The sequence below is a fragment of the Streptomyces sp. NPDC028308 genome (assembly GCF_055565855.1).
Genome location: NZ_JBVHTO010000003.1, coordinates 300,555 through 317,307, shown reverse-complemented (window position 1 = coordinate 317,307; position 16,753 = coordinate 300,555). Strand labels below are relative to the sequence as shown.

Here is a 16,753-nt window from a genome sequence, read left to right as displayed (position 1 = left end):
GTTACCTGTGGGTCGGCTGTGCCCGAACGATAGGGAAACGGCTGGTGAGGCGGATACAGGGGAAACCCTCGATCTGGCCGGAAAAGACCCTCGCGGGCGGGCCGCTTCGGCCCCGATCACCGGAAGGCCCCGCTTTGCCCCCGCTCTCGTGTCCGGGCGTCAACCCCGTTGGCCGGAACCCGACTTGGCGCCCGTCCGCGCGCGGGCCGCCGCCTCGATGAACACGCGGCGCGGATCGCGCGTACTGCACGGGGAACGGCCCCCTTCGCGACAGCCCGAGGAGCCCCACCGGATGACCGCACATCGCACCGCCGCCGCGGCCGCCGTCGCCGTGGCGCTCCCCCTCCTGCTGACGCCCCTCGCCGCGGGTCCGGCGCGGGCCCACGGCGCGCCGACCGATCCGGTCAGCCGGGTCGTGGCCTGCTCGCCCGAGGGCGGGAGCCGGGCCGGGTCCGCGGCCTGCCGGGCGGCGATCGCGGCGAACGGCGCCCCGTTCACCGCCTGGGACAACCTGCGGGTCGCCGGCGTCAACGGCAGGGACCGCCAGGTGATCCCCGACGGGCGGCTGTGCAGCGGCGGTCTGCCCGCCTACCGGGGCCTCGACCTCGCGCGCGCCGACTGGCCCGCCACCCGTCTCACGGCGGGCGCCCCGCTGACCCTCGCCTACAGCTCGACGATCCCGCACACGGGCACGTTCCGGCTGTACCTGACGAAGCCGGGGTACGACCCGGCGAAGCCCCTGACCTGGTCCGACCTGCCCACGCGGCCGTTCGCGACGGCCACCGACCCGTCCCTGGTCAAGGGCGCCTACCGCATCGCGGCGAAGCTCCCCGCCGACCGGTCGGGCCGCCACGTGCTGTTCACCGTCTGGCAGAACTCCAGCACCGCGGACACGTACTACTCGTGCTCGGACGTGGTGTTCGCGCGGGCGGCGAACGGCGCCGCGAAGGACACGGGGGCGGCAGGCGCGGGCGCCTCGGCGGAGCCGACCAGGGCCGCGAAGCCCGCTCCCGCGAAGACGCCCGAACCCTCGAAGGCGCCGCCCACGACCGAGGCGGCCCCGGCACCCGCCGAGGCCACGACGCCCGCCGGGGACGCCGCGGCCGACCGCTCCGAGCCCGTCGCGGACAGCACCGCCGGCGGTCCGGCGACCCTGCCGCTGGTCGCCGGCGGCGCCGGGGTGCTCCTGCTCACCGCGGGCGTCGCGCTGAGCAGGCGGCGCCGCCGGGGCCGGGTCAGTTGACGAACACCAGCGGGCTGCCCGCCTGGCCGGCGTCCCGGACGGGCGCGTAGCGGGCGGTGAAGAACCCGCCGACGAAGCACAGGGGAGAGCCGGAGTACTTCGTGAACTGCCGGCCGCTGCCGTCCGGGCTGACGTCCCCGCCCCGCGCGAGGACGTCCGCGTCGGCATTCGGCCAGGCCCGCTGAAGCGCCGGTGCGGCCCGGGCACGGCCGCGTACCGTGCCCAGGCGTAACGGCGTTCGAGTGCCTGGAGGCTGCGATGGGACACCCGCTCCCTTTACCGATCGACGCGACCGGCCGTGACATCCACGGCGAGGCGGCACAGGTCCTCGCCAGAGGCGCGGCGGCCCGCGTCGAACTGCCCGGCGGCGTACCGGCGTGGGCCGTCGGCAGCCCCGCGCTGCTGCGCAGGCTGCTGACCGACCCGCGGGTCTCCAAGGACCCGCGACAGCACTGGCCACTGTGGATCGACGGCGCGATCTCGCCGGAATGGCCGCTGTTCACGTGGGTCGCGGTGCGGAACATGTTCACCGCGTACGGCGGCGACCACCGGCGGCTGCGGCTCCTCGTGTCCAAGGCGTTCACGGCCCGTCGTACGGCGGCGCTGCGGCCCCGTATCGAGCAGCTCACCGGCGACCTCCTCGACCGGCTCCACGCGGCCGGGCGCGGGGGCGAACCCGTCGATCTGCGGGAGGAGTTCTGCTACCCGCTGCCGATCCAGGTGATCAGCGAGCTGTTCGGGCTCCCGGAGAAGCGGAGCGCGGACCTGCGGGAACTGGTCGACAGCATCTTCCACACCTCCGCGGAACCGGAGGAGGTCACCGGCAACTACGCCCGGCTCTACGCCGTCATGGCCGAACTCGTCGCCGACAAGCGGGAGTTCCCGGGCGACGACCTGACCTCCGGTCTCATCGCGGCGCGCGACGACGAGGACGGCGGCAGACTCAGCGAACAGGAACTGCTCGACACCCTGGTCCTGATGATCAGCGCGGGGCACGAGACCACGGTCAACCTCATCGACAACGCCGTCCACGCCCTGCTGACCCATCCCGAGCAGCTCGCGCACGTCCGCGCCGGCCGCGCCTCCTGGGACGACGTCGTCGAGGAGACCCTGCGCGCGGAGGCACCGGTCGCCAACCTGCCCCTGCGCTACGCCGTGGAGGACCTCGACCTCGGTGAACTCGGGGGCCCGCAGGGCACGGTGATCGGCAAGGGCGAGGCCATCCTCGCCGCCTACGCCGCCGCGGGGCGCAGTCCCGAGCAGTACGGTCCCGACGCCGGCCGCTTCGACGTGACCCGCCTCGACAAGGAGCACCTCGCCTTCGGGCACGGCGTGCACCACTGCCTCGGAGCGCCGCTGGGCCGCCTGGAGGCCAGGATCGCGCTCCCGGCCCTCTTCGAGCGCTTCCCCGACCTCGAACTCGCCGTCTCCCCGGACGAGTTGCTCCCGGTGGACTCGTTCATCTCCAACGGCCACCGCTCCCTTCCCGTACGGCTGTCCGGGCGGACGCGCTAGGCATCACCGGCGGGCACGGAGTGCGTCCAGGACCTCCTGGAGCACCTGTGGGTCGGGCGGCCGGGCGGCGGGGACGGGCGCCCGGGTGACGAGGTGGCCGCCGTCCACGAGGTCGGCGACCAGCACCTTCGTGACGCTGACCGGCAGTTCCAGCTCCCCGGCCGCCTCCGCGACCGACAGCGGCCCCGCCCGGAGCAGCCCGACTAGTTCGCGTTCCTCCGGGCTCAGGGGAACTCGCGGGGGATCGTCGACGCCGACCAGCAGCGTGTCCGCGTCGAGGGTGTTGCGGGTGGGCCGGGCCCGCCCCCCGGTGACGACGTACACCCGCACCAGCCGGTCCCCCGGCGGCCGCGGGGCCGTCATACCGCACCACCGGAGCCGGACACCGAGTCGGGCGGAGGCTCGGCCGTCGGCTCGCCGGCGGACTCCGTCGCCGACTCCGGCCCCGCGGACGCGCTGACCCCGGTCGCGGTGGCCCCGGACACGTCCGCCCCGGTCGCGGTGGCCGTCTCGGCCCGGCCTCGGCGGAGTCCGCTCGCGAAGGCGTTCATCCGCAGGGCGTTCCGCTCGGCGGCGCGCACGGCGTCGTCGTCGGCGTCGGCGGCGTCCGCCCGTTCCCCTTCCCGAGCCGATCCCGCCTCCCCGGCAGCCCGGGCACCTCTGTCCCGCCCTGCCTCCCCGGCTTTCCCCGCCCCCGACGCGCTCCGGCCGTCCTCCACCTCGCCGTCACCCCCGGTGCTCTCGACGCCCGACGTGTTCTGAATCCCCACCGTGCTCCCGGTGTCCGCAGCCCCCTCCGCCAGCCCGTTCCCCGCGCCTCCGGGGCCCCTGCCGGTTCCGACCCCCGGCACCGACCCGACGTCCGCAACCCTCGCTCCCCTCCCGCTTCCCTCCCCCTGATCTCCCCGCCGCGTACGCCGCCGCCGTCTCGGCAGGCCCCCCGCCGCGCCGCCTTCCGTCCCCGCCGCACCGGCGTCGCCCGTCCCGGTCGCCGGGGGTTCGAGGAGGGCCGGCGGCAGGAGGACGACGGCGCGCAGGCCGCCGTAGGGGGAGCGGGTGTCCACGGAGACCGCGAGACCGTGCCGGGCGGCGAGCGTGCCGACGACGGCGAAACCGAAGCGGGGCGGATCGCCGAGGCGGGTGAGGTCCACGGGACGGAACCCGGCGAGCAGTTCGGCGGCGTACTGCGCCGCCTCGTCGTCCAGGCCGGACCCGGCGTCGTCGATGACGACGCAGGCTCCGCCGGGGACGGCACGGACTCCGGCCTCGACCGTCGTGCCGGGCGGCGAGTGGCGGGCGGCGTTGTCCAGCAGTTCGGCGACGGCGAGGACCAGCGGGTCCACGACCGGTCCGGTCACCGTCACGTCCGACGCCCCGCCGACGCGTATCCGGCGGTAGTCGCGGATGCGGGAGGCCGCGCCGCGCACGACGTCGGTGAGCGCGGCGGGGTCCCGCCGCCGCTCGGGCGCGGACCCGCCGAGCACGGCCAGGGCACCGGCGCGGCGGGCGAGGCGGGCGTTGGCGTGGTCGATGCCGAGCAGGTCGCCGAGGACGTCCGGGTCGTCGTACCGGTGCTGCATCGCGGCGATGGCGGCCTGCTGCTCGTCGGCGAGGTCGAGGAGTGCGCGCGCCGCCTCCCCGAGGACGGCACGGGCGCCGCCGTCCGCGCGCGCCCCGGCCTGTCCGAGCGCGGCGGTGAACCGCTCCAGCACGCTGTCGAGGCAGGCCGCGAGACCGGTGCCGGCGAGGCGCGCGTCGAGGGGCCCGGTGTCCACGAAGGGGCGGGCGGGGCCGGGAGGCGGGGTCGGACCGGAAGGTGCGGTCCCGTCGGCCGGGGCGGGCCGGGGACGTCCCCGGGCCTCCGACAGGGCCTCGGGCCCCGGCAGGCGCACCGCGACCAGGTGCCGTACCTCTTCCTCCCAGGCCCGCAGGCGCTCCGCGAGCCGGGCGGCGCGGTCGCGGTGGTGGGCGGCGGCCCGGCGCAGGCGTACGAGGAGGAAGGTCAGGGTCAGGAGCCCGGCGGCCAGGAGCCCGCACGCCGCGTCGGGTGTCCAAGCGGGCATGGGTCCCCCTCCGCGCCGCCGTGAGGTGCCGTGACCGTGCTCGGTGCGGCACCCTCACCTACGTAAGGGAGCGCCGGGCTGCTCACCGCGGGCGGGGCGGGTGTCAGGGGGCCGCGCGCGAGGTCACCGTGAAGCGTGCCCCGTCGGGGTCGCTGAGGAGGGCCTCGTCCACGTCCTGTCCGCGGGCGAGGACGCTGCCCCCGTGGGCGAGGGCGGCCCTGGCGCAGGCCTCCACGTCGGTGACGGCGAAGTGGATCTGCCAGTGCGGTCGCAGGGCGGGGTCGGGCGCGGCGCCGAGCGCTCCGGAGTAGATCCGGGCCACCACGAGTTCCCCGCTGGTCAGGACGACCTCGTCCCCGTCGTAGTGGACCTCGCAGCCGCCGGGGCCGGCGGACGCCCACTGAAGGACCTCGCCGTAGAACATCGCGGCGTCGAAGGCGTCGCGGGTGTGCAGGCGCACGAAGGCGGGGGCGGCCTGGCGCCAGTGCTCCCAGCCGGCCACCAGCGCGCCCTCCCAGACGCCGAAGACGGCTCCGTCCCGGTCGGCGAGGAGGGCGGCCCGGCCGGGCGGGAAGGCGATGGGGCCCACGGCGGTCGTCCCGCCGCGTTCCTGGCTGCGGGACACGGCGGCGTCCGCGTCGGTCACCGCGAAGTACGGCGTCCAGGAGACCGCCATCTGCCACGCGGTGGCGACCTCGGCGGCGCCGGCCACCGGCACTCCGGCCGCCCGTGCGACGCGGAACTGGTCGCCGAGCCCGCCCTGGCTCCACTCCCAGCCGAGCACGGCGCTGTAGAAGGCCTCGGCGGCCCGGAGGTCACGTGCGCTCAGGCTGACCCAGCAGGGCGCACCGAACACCGAGTGACTGGAGAGCACCTCGCCGTGCAGAGTTCTGTCGCTGTTCATCCCCGTACCGTCCCGGTCGCGCCGCCCGCCGTGTGCGGGCCGGGTCCGGATCCGCTCCGGACACGGTGCCCGCCCGGCGGCCGGACGGCCTCTGCCGCGTCTGCTCCGCGCTGGTCGGGATCCAGCATCTCCCGGCGCGGCGCCGAACGCACCGTAGGTCACCCAGGCGGGTCCCCGGTGCTCGACGTCACGGCCCTGAGCTGGGGTTCTTCCGGCCGTGACGCCGTGTGGGCACGACCCGGGTCACGCCTCGTCGGGAGTCAGCCGCAGCGAGATCGAGTTGATGCAGTAGCGCTGGTCGGTGGGCGTCGGGTAGCCCTCGCCCTCGAAGACGTGACCGAGGTGTGATCCGCAGCGGGCACACCTGACCTCGGTGCGGAGCATCCCGTGCGAGCGGTCCTCGATCAGTTCGACCGCATCGGTGTCCTTCGGGTCGAAGAAGCTCGGCCAGCCGCAGTGCGACTCGAACTTCTCACCGGAGGTGAAGAGTTCGGCGCCGCAGGCGCGACAGGAGTAGACGCCCTTGGTCTTGGTGTCGGTGTACTCACCGGTGAACGCGGGCTCGGTGCCCGCCTTGCGCAGGACGGTGTACTCGGCAGGAGTCAGCTCCGCGCGCCACTGCTCGTCCGGCTTTTCGATGTCGTAGGACATGAAGCTCAACCCCTCAAAAACGCTGTGCCTACCTGGACAGGCGCGCCAGGATCTCGGGGCCGAGATCCGTGACGTCCCCCGCGCCCATGGTGAGAACGAGATCACCGGGCTTCGCCATTCCCGCGACCACGGAGGGCACCTCCGCCTTGTCGTGGACCGGGGTCACGTCGGCGCCGGCGGCGCGGGCCGCCTCGATGATCAGCGTGCTGGTGACGCCCGGGATCGGGTCCTCGCGGGCCGGGTAGATGTCGAGGACCACGGAGGCGTCGGCGAGGGCCAGCGCGTCGCCCATCTCCTTGCCGAGCTCCTGGGTGCGGGAGAAGAGGTGCGGCTGGAAGACGACGAGGATGCGGGAGTCGCCGGCCGCCGCGCGCATGGCCTCCAGGTCCGCCGTCATCTCGGTCGGGTGGTGCGCGTAGGAGTCGATGACCTGGACGCCGCCCTCCTCGCCCTTGAGCTGGAGGCGGCGCTTGACGCCGGTGTAGGAGGCGAGGGCCGGGGCGAGCTCTGCGGCCGGGATGCCGAGGGCCACGCCCGCCGCGAGGGCCGCGACCGCGTTGTGCGCGTAGTGCCGGCCGGGCACGGAGACGGCGAAGGTGAGGGTCTCGCCGTCCAGCTCGACGGTGACCTCGCTCCTGAGCCCCTGGGCGACGACCGAGACGACCCGCACGTCCGCGTCGGCGGCCTCGCCGTACGTGACCACGCGCACGTCACGCGTCCGCACGCGGCGGGTCAGCTCGCGGGCGCCCTCGTGGTCCGAGGAGATCACCAGGGTGCCGCCCTCGGTGACGCGCTCCACGAACGTCTCGAAGGACGCGTAGATCTCGTCCATCGAGGCGTAGTTGGCGTGGTGGTCGAGTTCCACGTTGAGGACGATCGCCACTTCGGGGGCGTACTTGTGGAAGCTGCGGTCCGACTCGTCGGCCTCGGCGACGAAGATGTCGCCCTCGCCGTGCAGGGCGTTGGAACCGGGGGCGTCCAGGTCACCGCCGATGGCGTAGGAGGGGGCCAGCCCGAGCGAGGACAGCGACACCGCAAGCATGGAGGTGGTCGTCGTCTTGCCGTGGGTGCCCGCCACCGCGATCGGGCGCAGGCCGTCCATCAGCCGGGCCAGGGCGTCCGAGCGGTGGACCACCGGGATGCCGAGTTCCGCCGCGCGGGCCAGCTCCGGGTTGTCCGCGCGGATCGCCGAGGAGACGACGACGCAGGTGGCGTCGGGGGCGAGATGGCCGGCCGCGTGCCCGATGTGCACCGTCGCGCCGAGGGCGCGCAGGGCCTCGGCGGTCGCGGAGTCCTTGGCGTCGCTGCCGGCCACCGCGGCCCCGCGCTGGGCGAGGATCTTCGCGATGCCCGACATCCCGGCTCCGCCGATCCCGATGAAGTGCGGTCGGTCCATGGCGGTAGGAAGGCCGGGTGCCATGCGTGTTCTCCCCAAGCGGTGCGGTGTGACGACGAGCGACAGGACGGCAGCGGGGGCGGAAGCCCCGGCGGCTGCGCGGGCCCAGCCTATGCCTTGCTGTGCGAGAACAGTTTCAGCACCGGGACACCCACCTTGTGCCGGGCCCGGGAGGCCCAGTCGCGGTGGAAGAACTCCTCCACGTAGTGCGGGTCCGTGAGCACGATGACCTCGTCGGCGTCGATCTCGTCGACCAGTCCCTTGAGCGCGTCCAGGGGATGGTCCTCGATGAGACGGCCCGCCGCCTCGCTGCCGGCCGCGCGCAGGGCGACCAGGGAGATGTCGAGCGCCTGCTGTCCCTGCCCGGCCGCGTCCGCGCCCTCGGGCGTCTCGTCCTCGCGGACCGCCTCGTCCAGCTCGCCCAGGGCGACGTCGTCGATGGCCCGCAGCAGCCGGTCGGCCTGGTCGCCGCGGGGCTGGAGCAGGACGTGGAAGGAAACCGCCTCGTCGCCGTGCAGGGTGGTGACGAACTCCACGTCGGCGGACGTCAGGGCCTTCTCGATCATCAATACGCTTGTGAACACGACAGGCGCCCTTCTCCTCCGAGGGCCGTCTTGGCCCTGTCTCCTGCGGGGCCGCACGGCCCCTTCTGCTGCGTCTCGCGCACGGGTCGTCCCACGACCCTGCGGAAACCATCCTGCCCCGTAACCGCACGGGTACCGCGGAGATCCAGTGTGCCCGGCGGAAGCCAACCGGAACGACACATTCCGTCACCCTGTGTGCTGCCGACGGTATCGGCTGAACAGGAACCCGGCCTCCTCCAGCAGCGACGCGAGTTCGAAGCGCCTGGGGACCTCCACCGGCGGGCCCGAGGCGATCCGCTGCGCGCCGCCCGCCGTCAGCATCGGGGAGAGGGTGAGGCACAGCTCGTCCAGGACCCCGGCGGCGATCAGCTGCCCCAGCAGGCGGGGCCCGCCCTCGGTCAGCAGCCGGTTCATCCCGCGCTCGGCTAGGGCGGCCACGGCGCGCACCGGATCGACGCCCGCGCCGTCCCCGGCGATCACCACCTCCGCGCCGGCCTTCCCGGCGGCGGTGATCCGGTCGGCGGGCGCAGCGGCCCCCGTCAGCACGAGCGTGGGCACCAGCGGCGAGGCGAAGAGCGGCAGCGAGAAGTCCAGGTCGAGACGGGCGCTCACCACCGCGATGGCCGGCGCGGGCCCCTGTCCGGCCGCCTCCCGCAGCGCGGCGAAGTCCTCCCGCGCGCGTGCCGGGCGGTACCCCTCCTGGCGTACCGTCTCGGCCCCCACCACGATCACGTCCGCGAGGGCGCGCAGCGTGCCGAAGATCCGCATGTCGGCGGCGCAGGAGATGGGCTGCGAGCGTCCCTCGTGCTGGGCGGCGCCGTCGAGCGTGGACACCATGTTGGCGCGCAGCCACGGCCCGCGGACGTCGGGGTAGGCGTACGCCCGCGCCAGCTCCCCGAGACTCCAGTCCCGGTCCGTCACGTCCGCCCCGGGGGCCCCGCCCGAGGCCTGGGCTGCTGTTTCTTCGGTCACAGGGAACAGGCGTCGCATGTCGTGCAGTGTGGCACGGCCCTTAGAGTGGGGAACCGTGTCGTCCTCCCCCGCCGCCCATGGCCTCAGCCCGATAGCCGAAGCGGCTCCGCAGTCCCTGTGCGCCCGCGAGCCGCACGTCCCCGCGGACCGGCTCGTGGCCGAGATGGTGCCGCCGCCCCGCTTCGACTCGGTCCGCTTCGATACGTACATCCCGGACCCGAACCAGCCGAGCCAGACCGAGGCTGTGCGCGTCCTCGGCGACTTCGCCGCCGGTCTCGGCGCGGCGCACGGCGCCGCCTCGGGCCGGCGCAGGCTGTTCGGCCTCGGCCGGGCGCCGAAGGCCCCCACCGGGCCACGCGGTGTCTACCTGGACGGCGGGTACGGCGTCGGCAAGACCCACCTGCTGGCCTCCCTGTGGCACGCGACCCCGGCCGAGCCCGCCCTCAAGGCGTTCGGCACCTTCGTCGAGCTGACGAACCTGGTCGGCGCGCTCGGTTTCCAGAAGACCGTGCAGACGCTCTCCGGCCACCGGCTGCTGTGCATCGACGAGTTCGAGCTGGACGACCCGGGCGACACCGTCCTGGTCTCCACGCTGCTGGGCAAGCTGGTCGACGCGGGTGTGGCGCTCGCCGCCACCTCGAACACGCTGCCGGGCAAGCTCGGTGAGGGCCGGTTCGCCGCCGCCGACTTCCTGCGGGAGATCCAGGGCCTGTCCGCGCACTTCCGTCCGCTGCGCATCGACGGCGAGGACTACCGCCACCGCGGGCTGCCCGAGGCGCCCGCGCCGTTCTCCGACGAGCAGGTCACGAAGACCGCGTACGCCACCGAGGGGGCGTCCCTCGACGACTTCCCGCACCTGCTGGAGCACCTCGCACGCGTCCACCCGAGCCGGTACGGCGCGCTGACCGACGGCCTCGCGGCCGTCTGCCTCACCGATGTGCGGCCGGTGCCGGACCAGTCGACGGCGCTGCGGCTCGTCGTGCTGGCCGACCGGCTCTACGACCGCGAGGTGCCGGTCCTCGCCTCCGGAATGCCCTTCGACCGGCTCTTCAGCGAGGAGATGCTGAACGGCGGCTACCGCAAGAAGTACTTCCGCGCGATCTCCCGGCTCACCGCCCTCGCCCGGGACGCCGGACCCCTGGTGCGGGACGGGAATTCGGACGCCGACCGAACGTAAAACGTCTTTTGTAGGCAGTATCCCGCCACCTGCCCCCACCGCCCGTTTCAGGCCCTCTTCAGGGTGCAACGTTAAGTTAACCCAGCAAACAACTTGCCGCGCTAGCGTGCCGGTTGACGTGCGGGAGGCGGTGCGGGAGGGGGGCGCATGACACGAGGTACGACGGTCCGGGCGCTGCTGTCCGCCCTCGCCGCCGTTCTGCTGGTGCTCCAGCTCCTCGCGTCCGCCGAGGCGTTCGCTTCCGTACACACGAGCGAGGTCGTCTCGTGCGGGGAGACCGAGGAGCCGCAGAAGGCGGCGCCGCCGGCCGCCGCGCGCGACCGGGGCCGCGCCGAGGACCGGACTCCCGGGGTGCCCCCACGCACCGCGCCGGACCGCCGCACGTTCCCGTGCCCGCCGCCGGTACGCACCGGCCCGCACGCGCACGCGCCGAGATCCTCGGCCGCGCCCTCCCCCGCGACACTCCAGGTCTTCCGCTGCTGACAGGGGCCGTGACCCCCCACACCACGTTCTGTCAGCCGACGCGCCGTCGAGGCGCGCCAGGAGGAACCGACATGCAGCCCCTCATCGATCACGCCCGTGCGCACGGACAGCGCCCGCAGGACTTCGCCCGGCTGGCCGCGGGCCAGTCCCCGCAGGCCCTGTTCATCACCTGTTCGGACTCCCGGGTCGTCCCGGCACTGATCACCGGCGCCCGTCCGGGCGAGCTCTTCGAGCTGCGCACCGCGGGCAACATCGTCCCCCCGTACACCTCCGCCCGCCCCACCGGCGAGGCGGCCACCATCGAGTACGCCGTGAACGTGCTCGGCGTCACCGACGTCGTCGTCTGCGGTCACTCGCACTGCGGCGCGGTCGGCGCGCTGGTGCGCGGCGACGACCTGACCGCCGTGCCCGCCGTGCGCGACTGGCTGGCGCACGCGAGCGAGCGCCCCAGGGGCGCTGCCGGGGACCCCGCCGTGGCCGAGGCGGTGCAGAGCCACGTCCTGACCCAGCTGCTGCGGCTGCGCTCGTACCCGTGCGTGGCCGACAGGCTGACGGACGGTCGGCTGCGCCTGCACGCCTGGTTCTACGAGGTGCACACCGGCGTCGTACGGGAGCACCGCCCGGACACCGACACCTTCGAGGCGCTGTGAGCGCCGCGACGGAGCCGGCGCGGTCGCGTCCGGCGCGCTTCCCTCATCTGCGGCAGGACTTCGCCGCCTCGGTCGTCGTCTTCCTCGTCGCCCTCCCGCTGTGCGTGGGCGTCGCCGTCGCCTCCGGGGTGCCGGCCGAACTCGGCCTGGTCACCGGCATCGTGGGCGGTGTCGTCACCGGCACGATGCGCGGCAGCAGCCTCCAGGTTTCGGGGCCGGCGGCCGGGCTGACGGTGCTGGTCTTCGAGGCGGTGCGGGAGTTCGGGCTGCCGGCCCTCGGTGTGATCGTGCTGGCCACGGGCCTGCTGCAACTCCTCATGGGCGTCCTGAGGCTGGGCCGCTACTTCCGGGCCATCTCGGTGGCCGTCGTCGAGGGCATGCTCGCCGGCATCGGTCTCGTGCTGATCGCGGGCCAGCTGTACTCGGCGGCGGGACTGACCGCGCCCGCCTCGGGGCTGGACAAGATCACCGGTCTGCCGGGGGCGCTCGCCGGGGCCGCGGGGAATCCCGAGGCGCTGGCGTCGCTCGCCCTCGGCGCGGGCACCGTCGCCGTCCTCGTGCTGTGGAAGCGGCTGCCGAAGCGGGTACGGGCGGTGCCGGGTCCGCTCGGCGCGGTCGTGCTGGCCACCCTCACCGCGCTGGTGTTCTCCCTGCCGGTCGCCACGGTCGAGGTGCGGGGGCTGCTGGGCTCGCTGCAGCCCCCGCCCCTGGAGGCCTACGGCGAGCTGGCGAGCGTGGGCCTGCTCGGCACGGTCCTCGCCTTCGTGCTGATCGCCTCGGCGGAGAGCCTGTTCAGCGCGGCGGCCGTGGACCGGCTGCACGACGGTCCGCGGACCCAGTACGACAGGGAACTGGTGGCGCAGGGCGCGGGCAACACCGTCTGCGGGCTGCTCGGCGCGCTGCCGATGACCGCGGTGATCGTCCGCAGCGCGGCGAACGTGCAGGCGGGGGCGCGGACCAAGGCGTCCCGGGTGCTGCACGGCGTCTGGCTGCTGCTGTTCGCCGCGCTGCTGCCCGCGGCGCTCGGGATCATCCCGCTGCCCGCCCTCGCGGGCATCCTGGTGTACGCGGGCTGGAACCTGATCCCGCTGCGGGCGATCGCGGAGCTGTGGCGGGAGCACCGCGGCGAGGCGCTGATCCTCGTCGTCACCGCCGTGTCCATCGTCGCCGTCAGCATGTTCGAGGGCGTCCTGATCGGCCTCGCGCTGGCCGTCGTGAAGACGGCCTGGGAGGCCTCGCACGTGCGGCTGGAGGTCATAGACAAGGGCGCCGGACCCGTCCAGGCCCACCTCTCGGGCAACGCGACCTTCCTTCGGCTGCCGAAGATACTCGACAGTCTGGAGGCGCTGCCCCAGGACCGCCCGGTCGAGGTGAACCTGTCCGGGCTGCACCATCTCGACCACGCCTGCCGGGTCGCGCTGGAGAACTGGGCGTCCCGGCACAGCACGACCGGCACCGAGCCCGTGAAGGTCACCCCGGTGCCCTGACCGGCCCCTCGCGCACTGCCCCGGCCGGGTCCGCCCTCGCGGCGGACCCGGCCCTTCGTTGCGCGGCCCCGGTACCGCCGACCCGGCGGCGTAAAGTGGACTTTCCAGGCATGTCGGGCGGATCGAAGGGGGTCGTCGTGCTAGAGGAACTTCTCGTCGCCGGTGCGGCGGTCGGCGGCGCCACGCTCGTGTACCTCTCGGCGGCGGCGCGGATCGTCAAGCAGTACGAGCGCGGGGTCGTCTTCCGCCTGGGCCGGCTGACCGGCGGGGTACGCGGGCCCGGCTTCACCGCGGTGATCCCCGTGATCGACCGGATACGCAAGGTGAACATGCAGATCGTGACGATGCCGGTGCCCGCGCAGGACGGCATCACCCGGGACAACGTCACGGTCCGGGTGGACGCCGTCATCTACTTCAAGGTCGTCGACGCCGCCGACGCGGTCGTCCAGGTCGAGGACTACCGCTTCGCGGTCTCCCAGATGGCTCAGACCTCCCTGCGCTCCATCATCGGCAAGAGCGACCTGGACGACCTGCTGTCCAACCGCGAAAAGCTCAACCAGGGACTGGAGCTGATGATCGACAGCCCCTCCATCGGCTGGGGCGTGCAGATCGACCGCGTCGAGATCAAGGACGTCTCACTGCCCGAGACCATGAAACGCTCCATGGCCCGCCAGGCCGAGGCCGACCGCGAACGCCGCGCCCGCATCATCAACGCCGACGCCGAACTCCAGGCGTCCAAGAAACTCGCGGAAGCCGCCGGTGTCATGTCCGAGCAGCCCGCCGCCCTCCAACTGCGCCTCCTGCAGACCGTGGTGGCCGTCGCCGCCGAGAAGAACTCCACCCTCGTCCTGCCCTTCCCCGTCGAACTCCTGCGCTTCCTCGAACGCGCCCAGAACCAGTACCCGGCACCCCAGGACCCCGCCGCGCAGCCCCCGCCGGCCACGAGGCCTCCGGTGACCGACGAGTGACACGTGCTACGCGCGTGGTTCCGGTAGCCCGTACCGCGTGATACCACAGCGGGGTCACAGTCCTGTCCGCCAGCAGGAGGGTTGCCCCATGTCCGAGACCGCTCGATCAGCGACACGACGTCAGGTCCTCGCCCGCACCGGCGCGTTGGGCGCCTCGATCGCGTTCGCAGGAAACCTCTCCGAACTGTTCGCGGGCACCGCCGCCGCGCAGGACCTCGGCCACCACGGCTACGGCCCCCTCGTCCCCGACCCGGACGGACTGCTCGATCTGCCGGAAGGTTTCCGCTACCGGGTGCTGTCCCGCGAGGGCGACCCGCTGCGCTCCGGCGAGGGCCCGGTACCCAGCAACCACGACGGCATGTCGGCGTTCCCCGGACGCCACGGCCGGGTCCACCTCGTCCGCAACCACGAGAACCGCGTCACCGCGAAGATCCCGGTCCCCACCATCGAGGGCCTCACCTACGACCCGGCGGGCAAGGGCGGGTGTACGGCGCTGACGGTGGACAGGCACGGCGAGGTCCTCTCCGAGCGCGTCGCCATCGCCGGTACCGCCGTCAACTGCGCGGGTGGGCCCACCCCTTGGGGGACCTGGCTCACCTGCGAGGAGACCGAGGACAGGGCCGGCACCAACGGCTACACCAAGGACCACGGCTTCATCTTCGAGGTCGACCCGGTGGACCCGCGCCGCACCGGCGCCGTGCCGCTCACCGCGATGGGCCGCTTCCAGCACGAGGCGATCGCCGTCGACCCCCGGCGGGGCATCGTCTACGAGACCGAGGACGCGTTCCTCAAGCCCTTCGGCCTCTTCTACCGCTTCCTGCCCAACAAGCCCGAGGGCGGCCGGGGTTCGCTGCGCGCCGGCGGCAGACTCCAGGCGATGCGCGTGCCCGGCGTACCCGACCTGTCCGCCATCCAGGAGACGGGCGCCACCTTCGACGGCGTCGAATGGGTGGACGTGCCGGACCCGCTGGCCGTTCAGACCCCCGTCCGGCTCCAGGACTTCGGCCCGAAGGGCATCACGCACGCCCAGAAGCTGGAGGGCTGCTACTGGGGCGGGAAGTCCGTGTACTTCGTCTCCTCCTTCGCCCACAGCGCGGAGGGCTCGGCGGCGGACCACTACGGGCAGATCTGGCGCTACGACCCGTCGTCGCGCCGCCTCACCCTCGTGATCGTCTTCGGCCCGGACACCGACGTCCAGCTCCCGGGCGAGTCCCCGGACAACATCTGCCTCGCCCCGAGCGGCGGCCTCATGGTCTGCGAGGACGGCAACGGCGCGCAGCACGTCTTCGGCGTGACCCGGCGCGGCGAGGTCTACGCGATGGCCCGCGGCGCCCAGAACATCGGCACGCCCGAGGCCCCGGAGTGGGGCGAGTTCGCGGGCGTCACCTTCTCGCCGGACGGCCGGACGATGTACGTCAACTGCTACACCCCGGGCACGACGTTCGCGGTCACCGGGCCGTGGCGCCGCTGACCCCGGCGGGCTGACGGCCGACTCACGCCGGTGGGGCCCCGGGGCGGGTGCCCCGGGGCTCCGCCGTGCCGTCACCCGGGGGCGCCCCGGGCTCTGGCGGTCCGCCGAGTCGAACCGCGAGTAGCGGGCACCCGGGCCCCGGCGGAAGATCGAGGAACACGGCGGTTGAAGGGGTGCGTGGTGGCGAAGACCAGGACCGGGGCCGGGACCGACACCGGGAAGAAGGCGGGGTCCGGAAAGAAAGCGGAGTCCGGGAAGAAGGCCGGGTCCGGGAAGGACCACAAGGGCGGCAAGAAGCGGGACGCGGCCGAGGCGACGCCGCTGCGCGAACTGCTGCGCGTCCCCGCCGGGGCCCGGGTCGACCTCTCCTCGTACGACACGAAGGGCGGCGCCGGCGGTCCTTCGGACAAGGCCGCGGGCCTGGAGGACATGGCCCGCATGGGAGAACGGCTCGCCGACCTCCAGGAACGCCTGTACGCCTCGGCGACGGCGGGTGACCGGCGCCGGGTCCTGCTGGTGCTCCAGGGCATGGACACCAGCGGCAAGGGAGGCACGGTCAAGCACGTCATCGGGCTGTTCAACCCCTCCGGCTGCCGTATCCGGGCGTTCAAGGCCCCGACCCCGCAGGAGCGCAAGCACTCCTTCCTCTGGCGGATCAGGAAGGCGCTCCCGCAGCCCGGCGAGATCGGCATCTTCGACCGCTCGCACTACGAGGACGTCCTGATCGGCCGCGTCCGCGAACTGGCTCCGCGGACCGAGATCGAGAGCCGCTACGGCCAGATCGACGACTTCGAGAAATCCCTCGCGGACGACGGCGTGACCATCGTCAAGTGCTTCCTGCACATCTCGTACGAGCAGCAGCGCCGGCGGCTGCTGGCCCGTCTCGACAACCCGGACAAGCACTGGAAGTTCAGCCCCGCCGACATCGACGAGCGCGGTCTGTGGCCCGCGTACCAGGAGGCGTACGAGACCGCCCTCGAACGCTGCTCGTCCGTTCCCTGGCACGTGATCCCCGCCGACCGCAAGTGGTACCGCAACTGGGCGGTCAGCAAGCTCCTCCTCGAACACCTGGAGGCCCTGGACCCGCAGTACCCGAAGGCCGACTTCGACGTGGCGGAGTGCCGCGAGCGGCTCCTGGGGCAGACACCGGGCGCCTGACGGCGGGACCGGACGGACAGCCGGGCGGGTG

16 protein-coding genes are annotated in these 16,753 nt (G+C 73.6%); 9 read left to right on the top strand and 7 right to left on the bottom strand.

What is annotated here, in order from left to right; genetic code table 11:
- Window positions 1-292 precede the first annotated feature (292 nt).
- Together ACZ4VA_RS09015 and ACZ4VA_RS09010 are read left to right on the top strand one after the other, a co-directional pair.
- Window positions 293-1,243 (top strand): lytic polysaccharide monooxygenase, encoded by a 951-nt coding sequence (locus ACZ4VA_RS09015; protein WP_468080540.1) that lies wholly within the window; start codon window positions 293-295, stop codon window positions 1,241-1,243.
- A 258-nt stretch (window positions 1,244-1,501) separates the two neighbouring features.
- The gene (locus ACZ4VA_RS09010) at window positions 1,502-2,758 is read left to right on the top strand and encodes a cytochrome P450 family protein (RefSeq protein WP_356175673.1); all 1,257 of its coding nucleotides are present in this window, start codon (window positions 1,502-1,504) and stop codon (window positions 2,756-2,758) included.
- A gap of 3 nt (window positions 2,759-2,761) precedes the next feature.
- On the opposite strand, the gene ACZ4VA_RS09005 is transcribed toward ACZ4VA_RS09010, so the two are convergent.
- The 7 genes from ACZ4VA_RS09005 to ACZ4VA_RS08975 form a co-directional block, all read right to left on the bottom strand.
- A complete protein-coding gene (locus tag ACZ4VA_RS09005) occupies window positions 2,762-3,121 on the bottom strand; it encodes a DUF742 domain-containing protein (RefSeq protein WP_355794847.1) in 360 nt (119 codons plus the stop codon).
- Window positions 3,118-4,821, bottom strand: coding sequence for an ATP-binding protein (locus tag ACZ4VA_RS09000; protein ID WP_468080537.1), 1,704 nt, complete (start codon window positions 4,819-4,821; stop codon window positions 3,118-3,120). Before ACZ4VA_RS09000 ends, ACZ4VA_RS09005 begins: the two co-directional genes overlap by 4 nt.
- Window positions 4,822-4,924: 103 nt before the next feature.
- On the bottom strand, window positions 4,925-5,725 hold the full coding sequence (locus tag ACZ4VA_RS08995; RefSeq protein ID WP_468080535.1) for a VOC family protein: 801 nt from the start codon (window positions 5,723-5,725) through the stop codon (window positions 4,925-4,927).
- Between the two features lie 243 nt (window positions 5,726-5,968).
- Entirely contained in the window at window positions 5,969-6,376 is a 408-nt protein-coding gene (gene msrB, locus ACZ4VA_RS08990; RefSeq protein WP_355787674.1) for a peptide-methionine (R)-S-oxide reductase MsrB, read from the bottom strand.
- A gap of 28 nt (window positions 6,377-6,404) precedes the next feature.
- The gene (murC, locus tag ACZ4VA_RS08985) at window positions 6,405-7,796 is read right to left on the bottom strand and encodes a UDP-N-acetylmuramate--L-alanine ligase (protein ID WP_356237777.1); all 1,392 of its coding nucleotides are present in this window, start codon (window positions 7,794-7,796) and stop codon (window positions 6,405-6,407) included.
- An 86-nt stretch (window positions 7,797-7,882) separates the two neighbouring features.
- On the bottom strand, window positions 7,883-8,356 hold the full coding sequence (locus ACZ4VA_RS08980; protein WP_355787668.1) for an indole-3-glycerol phosphate synthase: 474 nt from the start codon (window positions 8,354-8,356) through the stop codon (window positions 7,883-7,885).
- Between the two features lie 186 nt (window positions 8,357-8,542).
- Entirely contained in the window at window positions 8,543-9,346 is an 804-nt protein-coding gene (locus tag ACZ4VA_RS08975) for a pyrimidine reductase family protein (RefSeq protein WP_468080532.1), read from the bottom strand.
- Window positions 9,347-9,383: 37 nt separating this feature from the next.
- On the opposite strand from ACZ4VA_RS08975, the gene zapE reads away from it, so the two are divergent.
- The 7 genes from zapE (at window position 9,384) to ACZ4VA_RS08940 (ending at window position 16,722) form a co-directional block, all read left to right on the top strand.
- Window positions 9,384-10,505: a cell division protein ZapE gene (gene zapE, locus ACZ4VA_RS08970; protein WP_356175664.1), complete on the top strand. Its 1,122-nt coding sequence runs from the start codon at window positions 9,384-9,386 to the stop codon at window positions 10,503-10,505.
- A gap of 147 nt (window positions 10,506-10,652) precedes the next feature.
- The gene (locus ACZ4VA_RS08965) at window positions 10,653-10,988 is read left to right on the top strand and encodes a hypothetical protein (protein WP_468080530.1); all 336 of its coding nucleotides are present in this window, start codon (window positions 10,653-10,655) and stop codon (window positions 10,986-10,988) included.
- Between the two features lie 71 nt (window positions 10,989-11,059).
- A complete protein-coding gene (locus ACZ4VA_RS08960; protein ID WP_356175658.1) occupies window positions 11,060-11,638 on the top strand; it encodes a carbonic anhydrase in 579 nt (192 codons plus the stop codon).
- Window positions 11,635-13,125, top strand: coding sequence for a SulP family inorganic anion transporter (locus ACZ4VA_RS08955; protein ID WP_468080528.1), 1,491 nt, complete (start codon window positions 11,635-11,637; stop codon window positions 13,123-13,125). Before ACZ4VA_RS08960 ends, ACZ4VA_RS08955 begins: the two co-directional genes overlap by 4 nt.
- Before the next feature lie 137 nt (window positions 13,126-13,262).
- Window positions 13,263-14,093, top strand: a complete 831-nt coding sequence (locus ACZ4VA_RS08950; RefSeq protein WP_355794071.1) for a slipin family protein — start codon at window positions 13,263-13,265, stop codon at window positions 14,091-14,093.
- Window positions 14,094-14,181: 88 nt separating this feature from the next.
- The gene (locus ACZ4VA_RS08945; protein WP_356174503.1) at window positions 14,182-15,564 is read left to right on the top strand and encodes a PhoX family protein; all 1,383 of its coding nucleotides are present in this window, start codon (window positions 14,182-14,184) and stop codon (window positions 15,562-15,564) included.
- A gap of 321 nt (window positions 15,565-15,885) precedes the next feature.
- On the top strand, window positions 15,886-16,722 hold the full coding sequence (locus ACZ4VA_RS08940) for a PPK2 family polyphosphate kinase (protein WP_355795686.1): 837 nt from the start codon (window positions 15,886-15,888) through the stop codon (window positions 16,720-16,722).
- Window positions 16,723-16,753 lie beyond the last annotated feature (31 nt).

Excerpts from the sequence above, each read along its gene's own strand:
- ACZ4VA_RS08965 (WP_468080530.1), top strand. The coding sequence starts at position 10,653 with ATGACACGAGGTACGACGGTCCGGGCGCTGCTGTCCGCCCTCGCCGCC.
- ACZ4VA_RS09005 (WP_355794847.1), bottom strand. The coding sequence starts at position 3,121 with ATGACGGCCCCGCGGCCGCCGGGGGACCGGCTGGTGCGGGTGTACGTC.
- ACZ4VA_RS09015 (WP_468080540.1), top strand. The coding sequence starts at position 293 with ATGACCGCACATCGCACCGCCGCCGCGGCCGCCGTCGCCGTGGCGCTC.
- ACZ4VA_RS08995 (WP_468080535.1), bottom strand. The coding sequence starts at position 5,725 with ATGAACAGCGACAGAACTCTGCACGGCGAGGTGCTCTCCAGTCACTCG.
- msrB (WP_355787674.1), bottom strand. The coding sequence starts at position 6,376 with ATGTCCTACGACATCGAAAAGCCGGACGAGCAGTGGCGCGCGGAGCTG.
- murC (WP_356237777.1), bottom strand. The coding sequence starts at position 7,796 with ATGGCACCCGGCCTTCCTACCGCCATGGACCGACCGCACTTCATCGGG.
- ACZ4VA_RS08975 (WP_468080532.1), bottom strand. The coding sequence starts at position 9,346 with ATGCGACGCCTGTTCCCTGTGACCGAAGAAACAGCAGCCCAGGCCTCG.
- ACZ4VA_RS09000 (WP_468080537.1), bottom strand. The coding sequence starts at position 4,821 with ATGCCCGCTTGGACACCCGACGCGGCGTGCGGGCTCCTGGCCGCCGGG.
- ACZ4VA_RS08945 (WP_356174503.1), top strand. The coding sequence starts at position 14,182 with ATGTCCGAGACCGCTCGATCAGCGACACGACGTCAGGTCCTCGCCCGC.
- ACZ4VA_RS09010 (WP_356175673.1), top strand. The coding sequence starts at position 1,502 with ATGGGACACCCGCTCCCTTTACCGATCGACGCGACCGGCCGTGACATC.
- ACZ4VA_RS08960 (WP_356175658.1), top strand. The coding sequence starts at position 11,060 with ATGCAGCCCCTCATCGATCACGCCCGTGCGCACGGACAGCGCCCGCAG.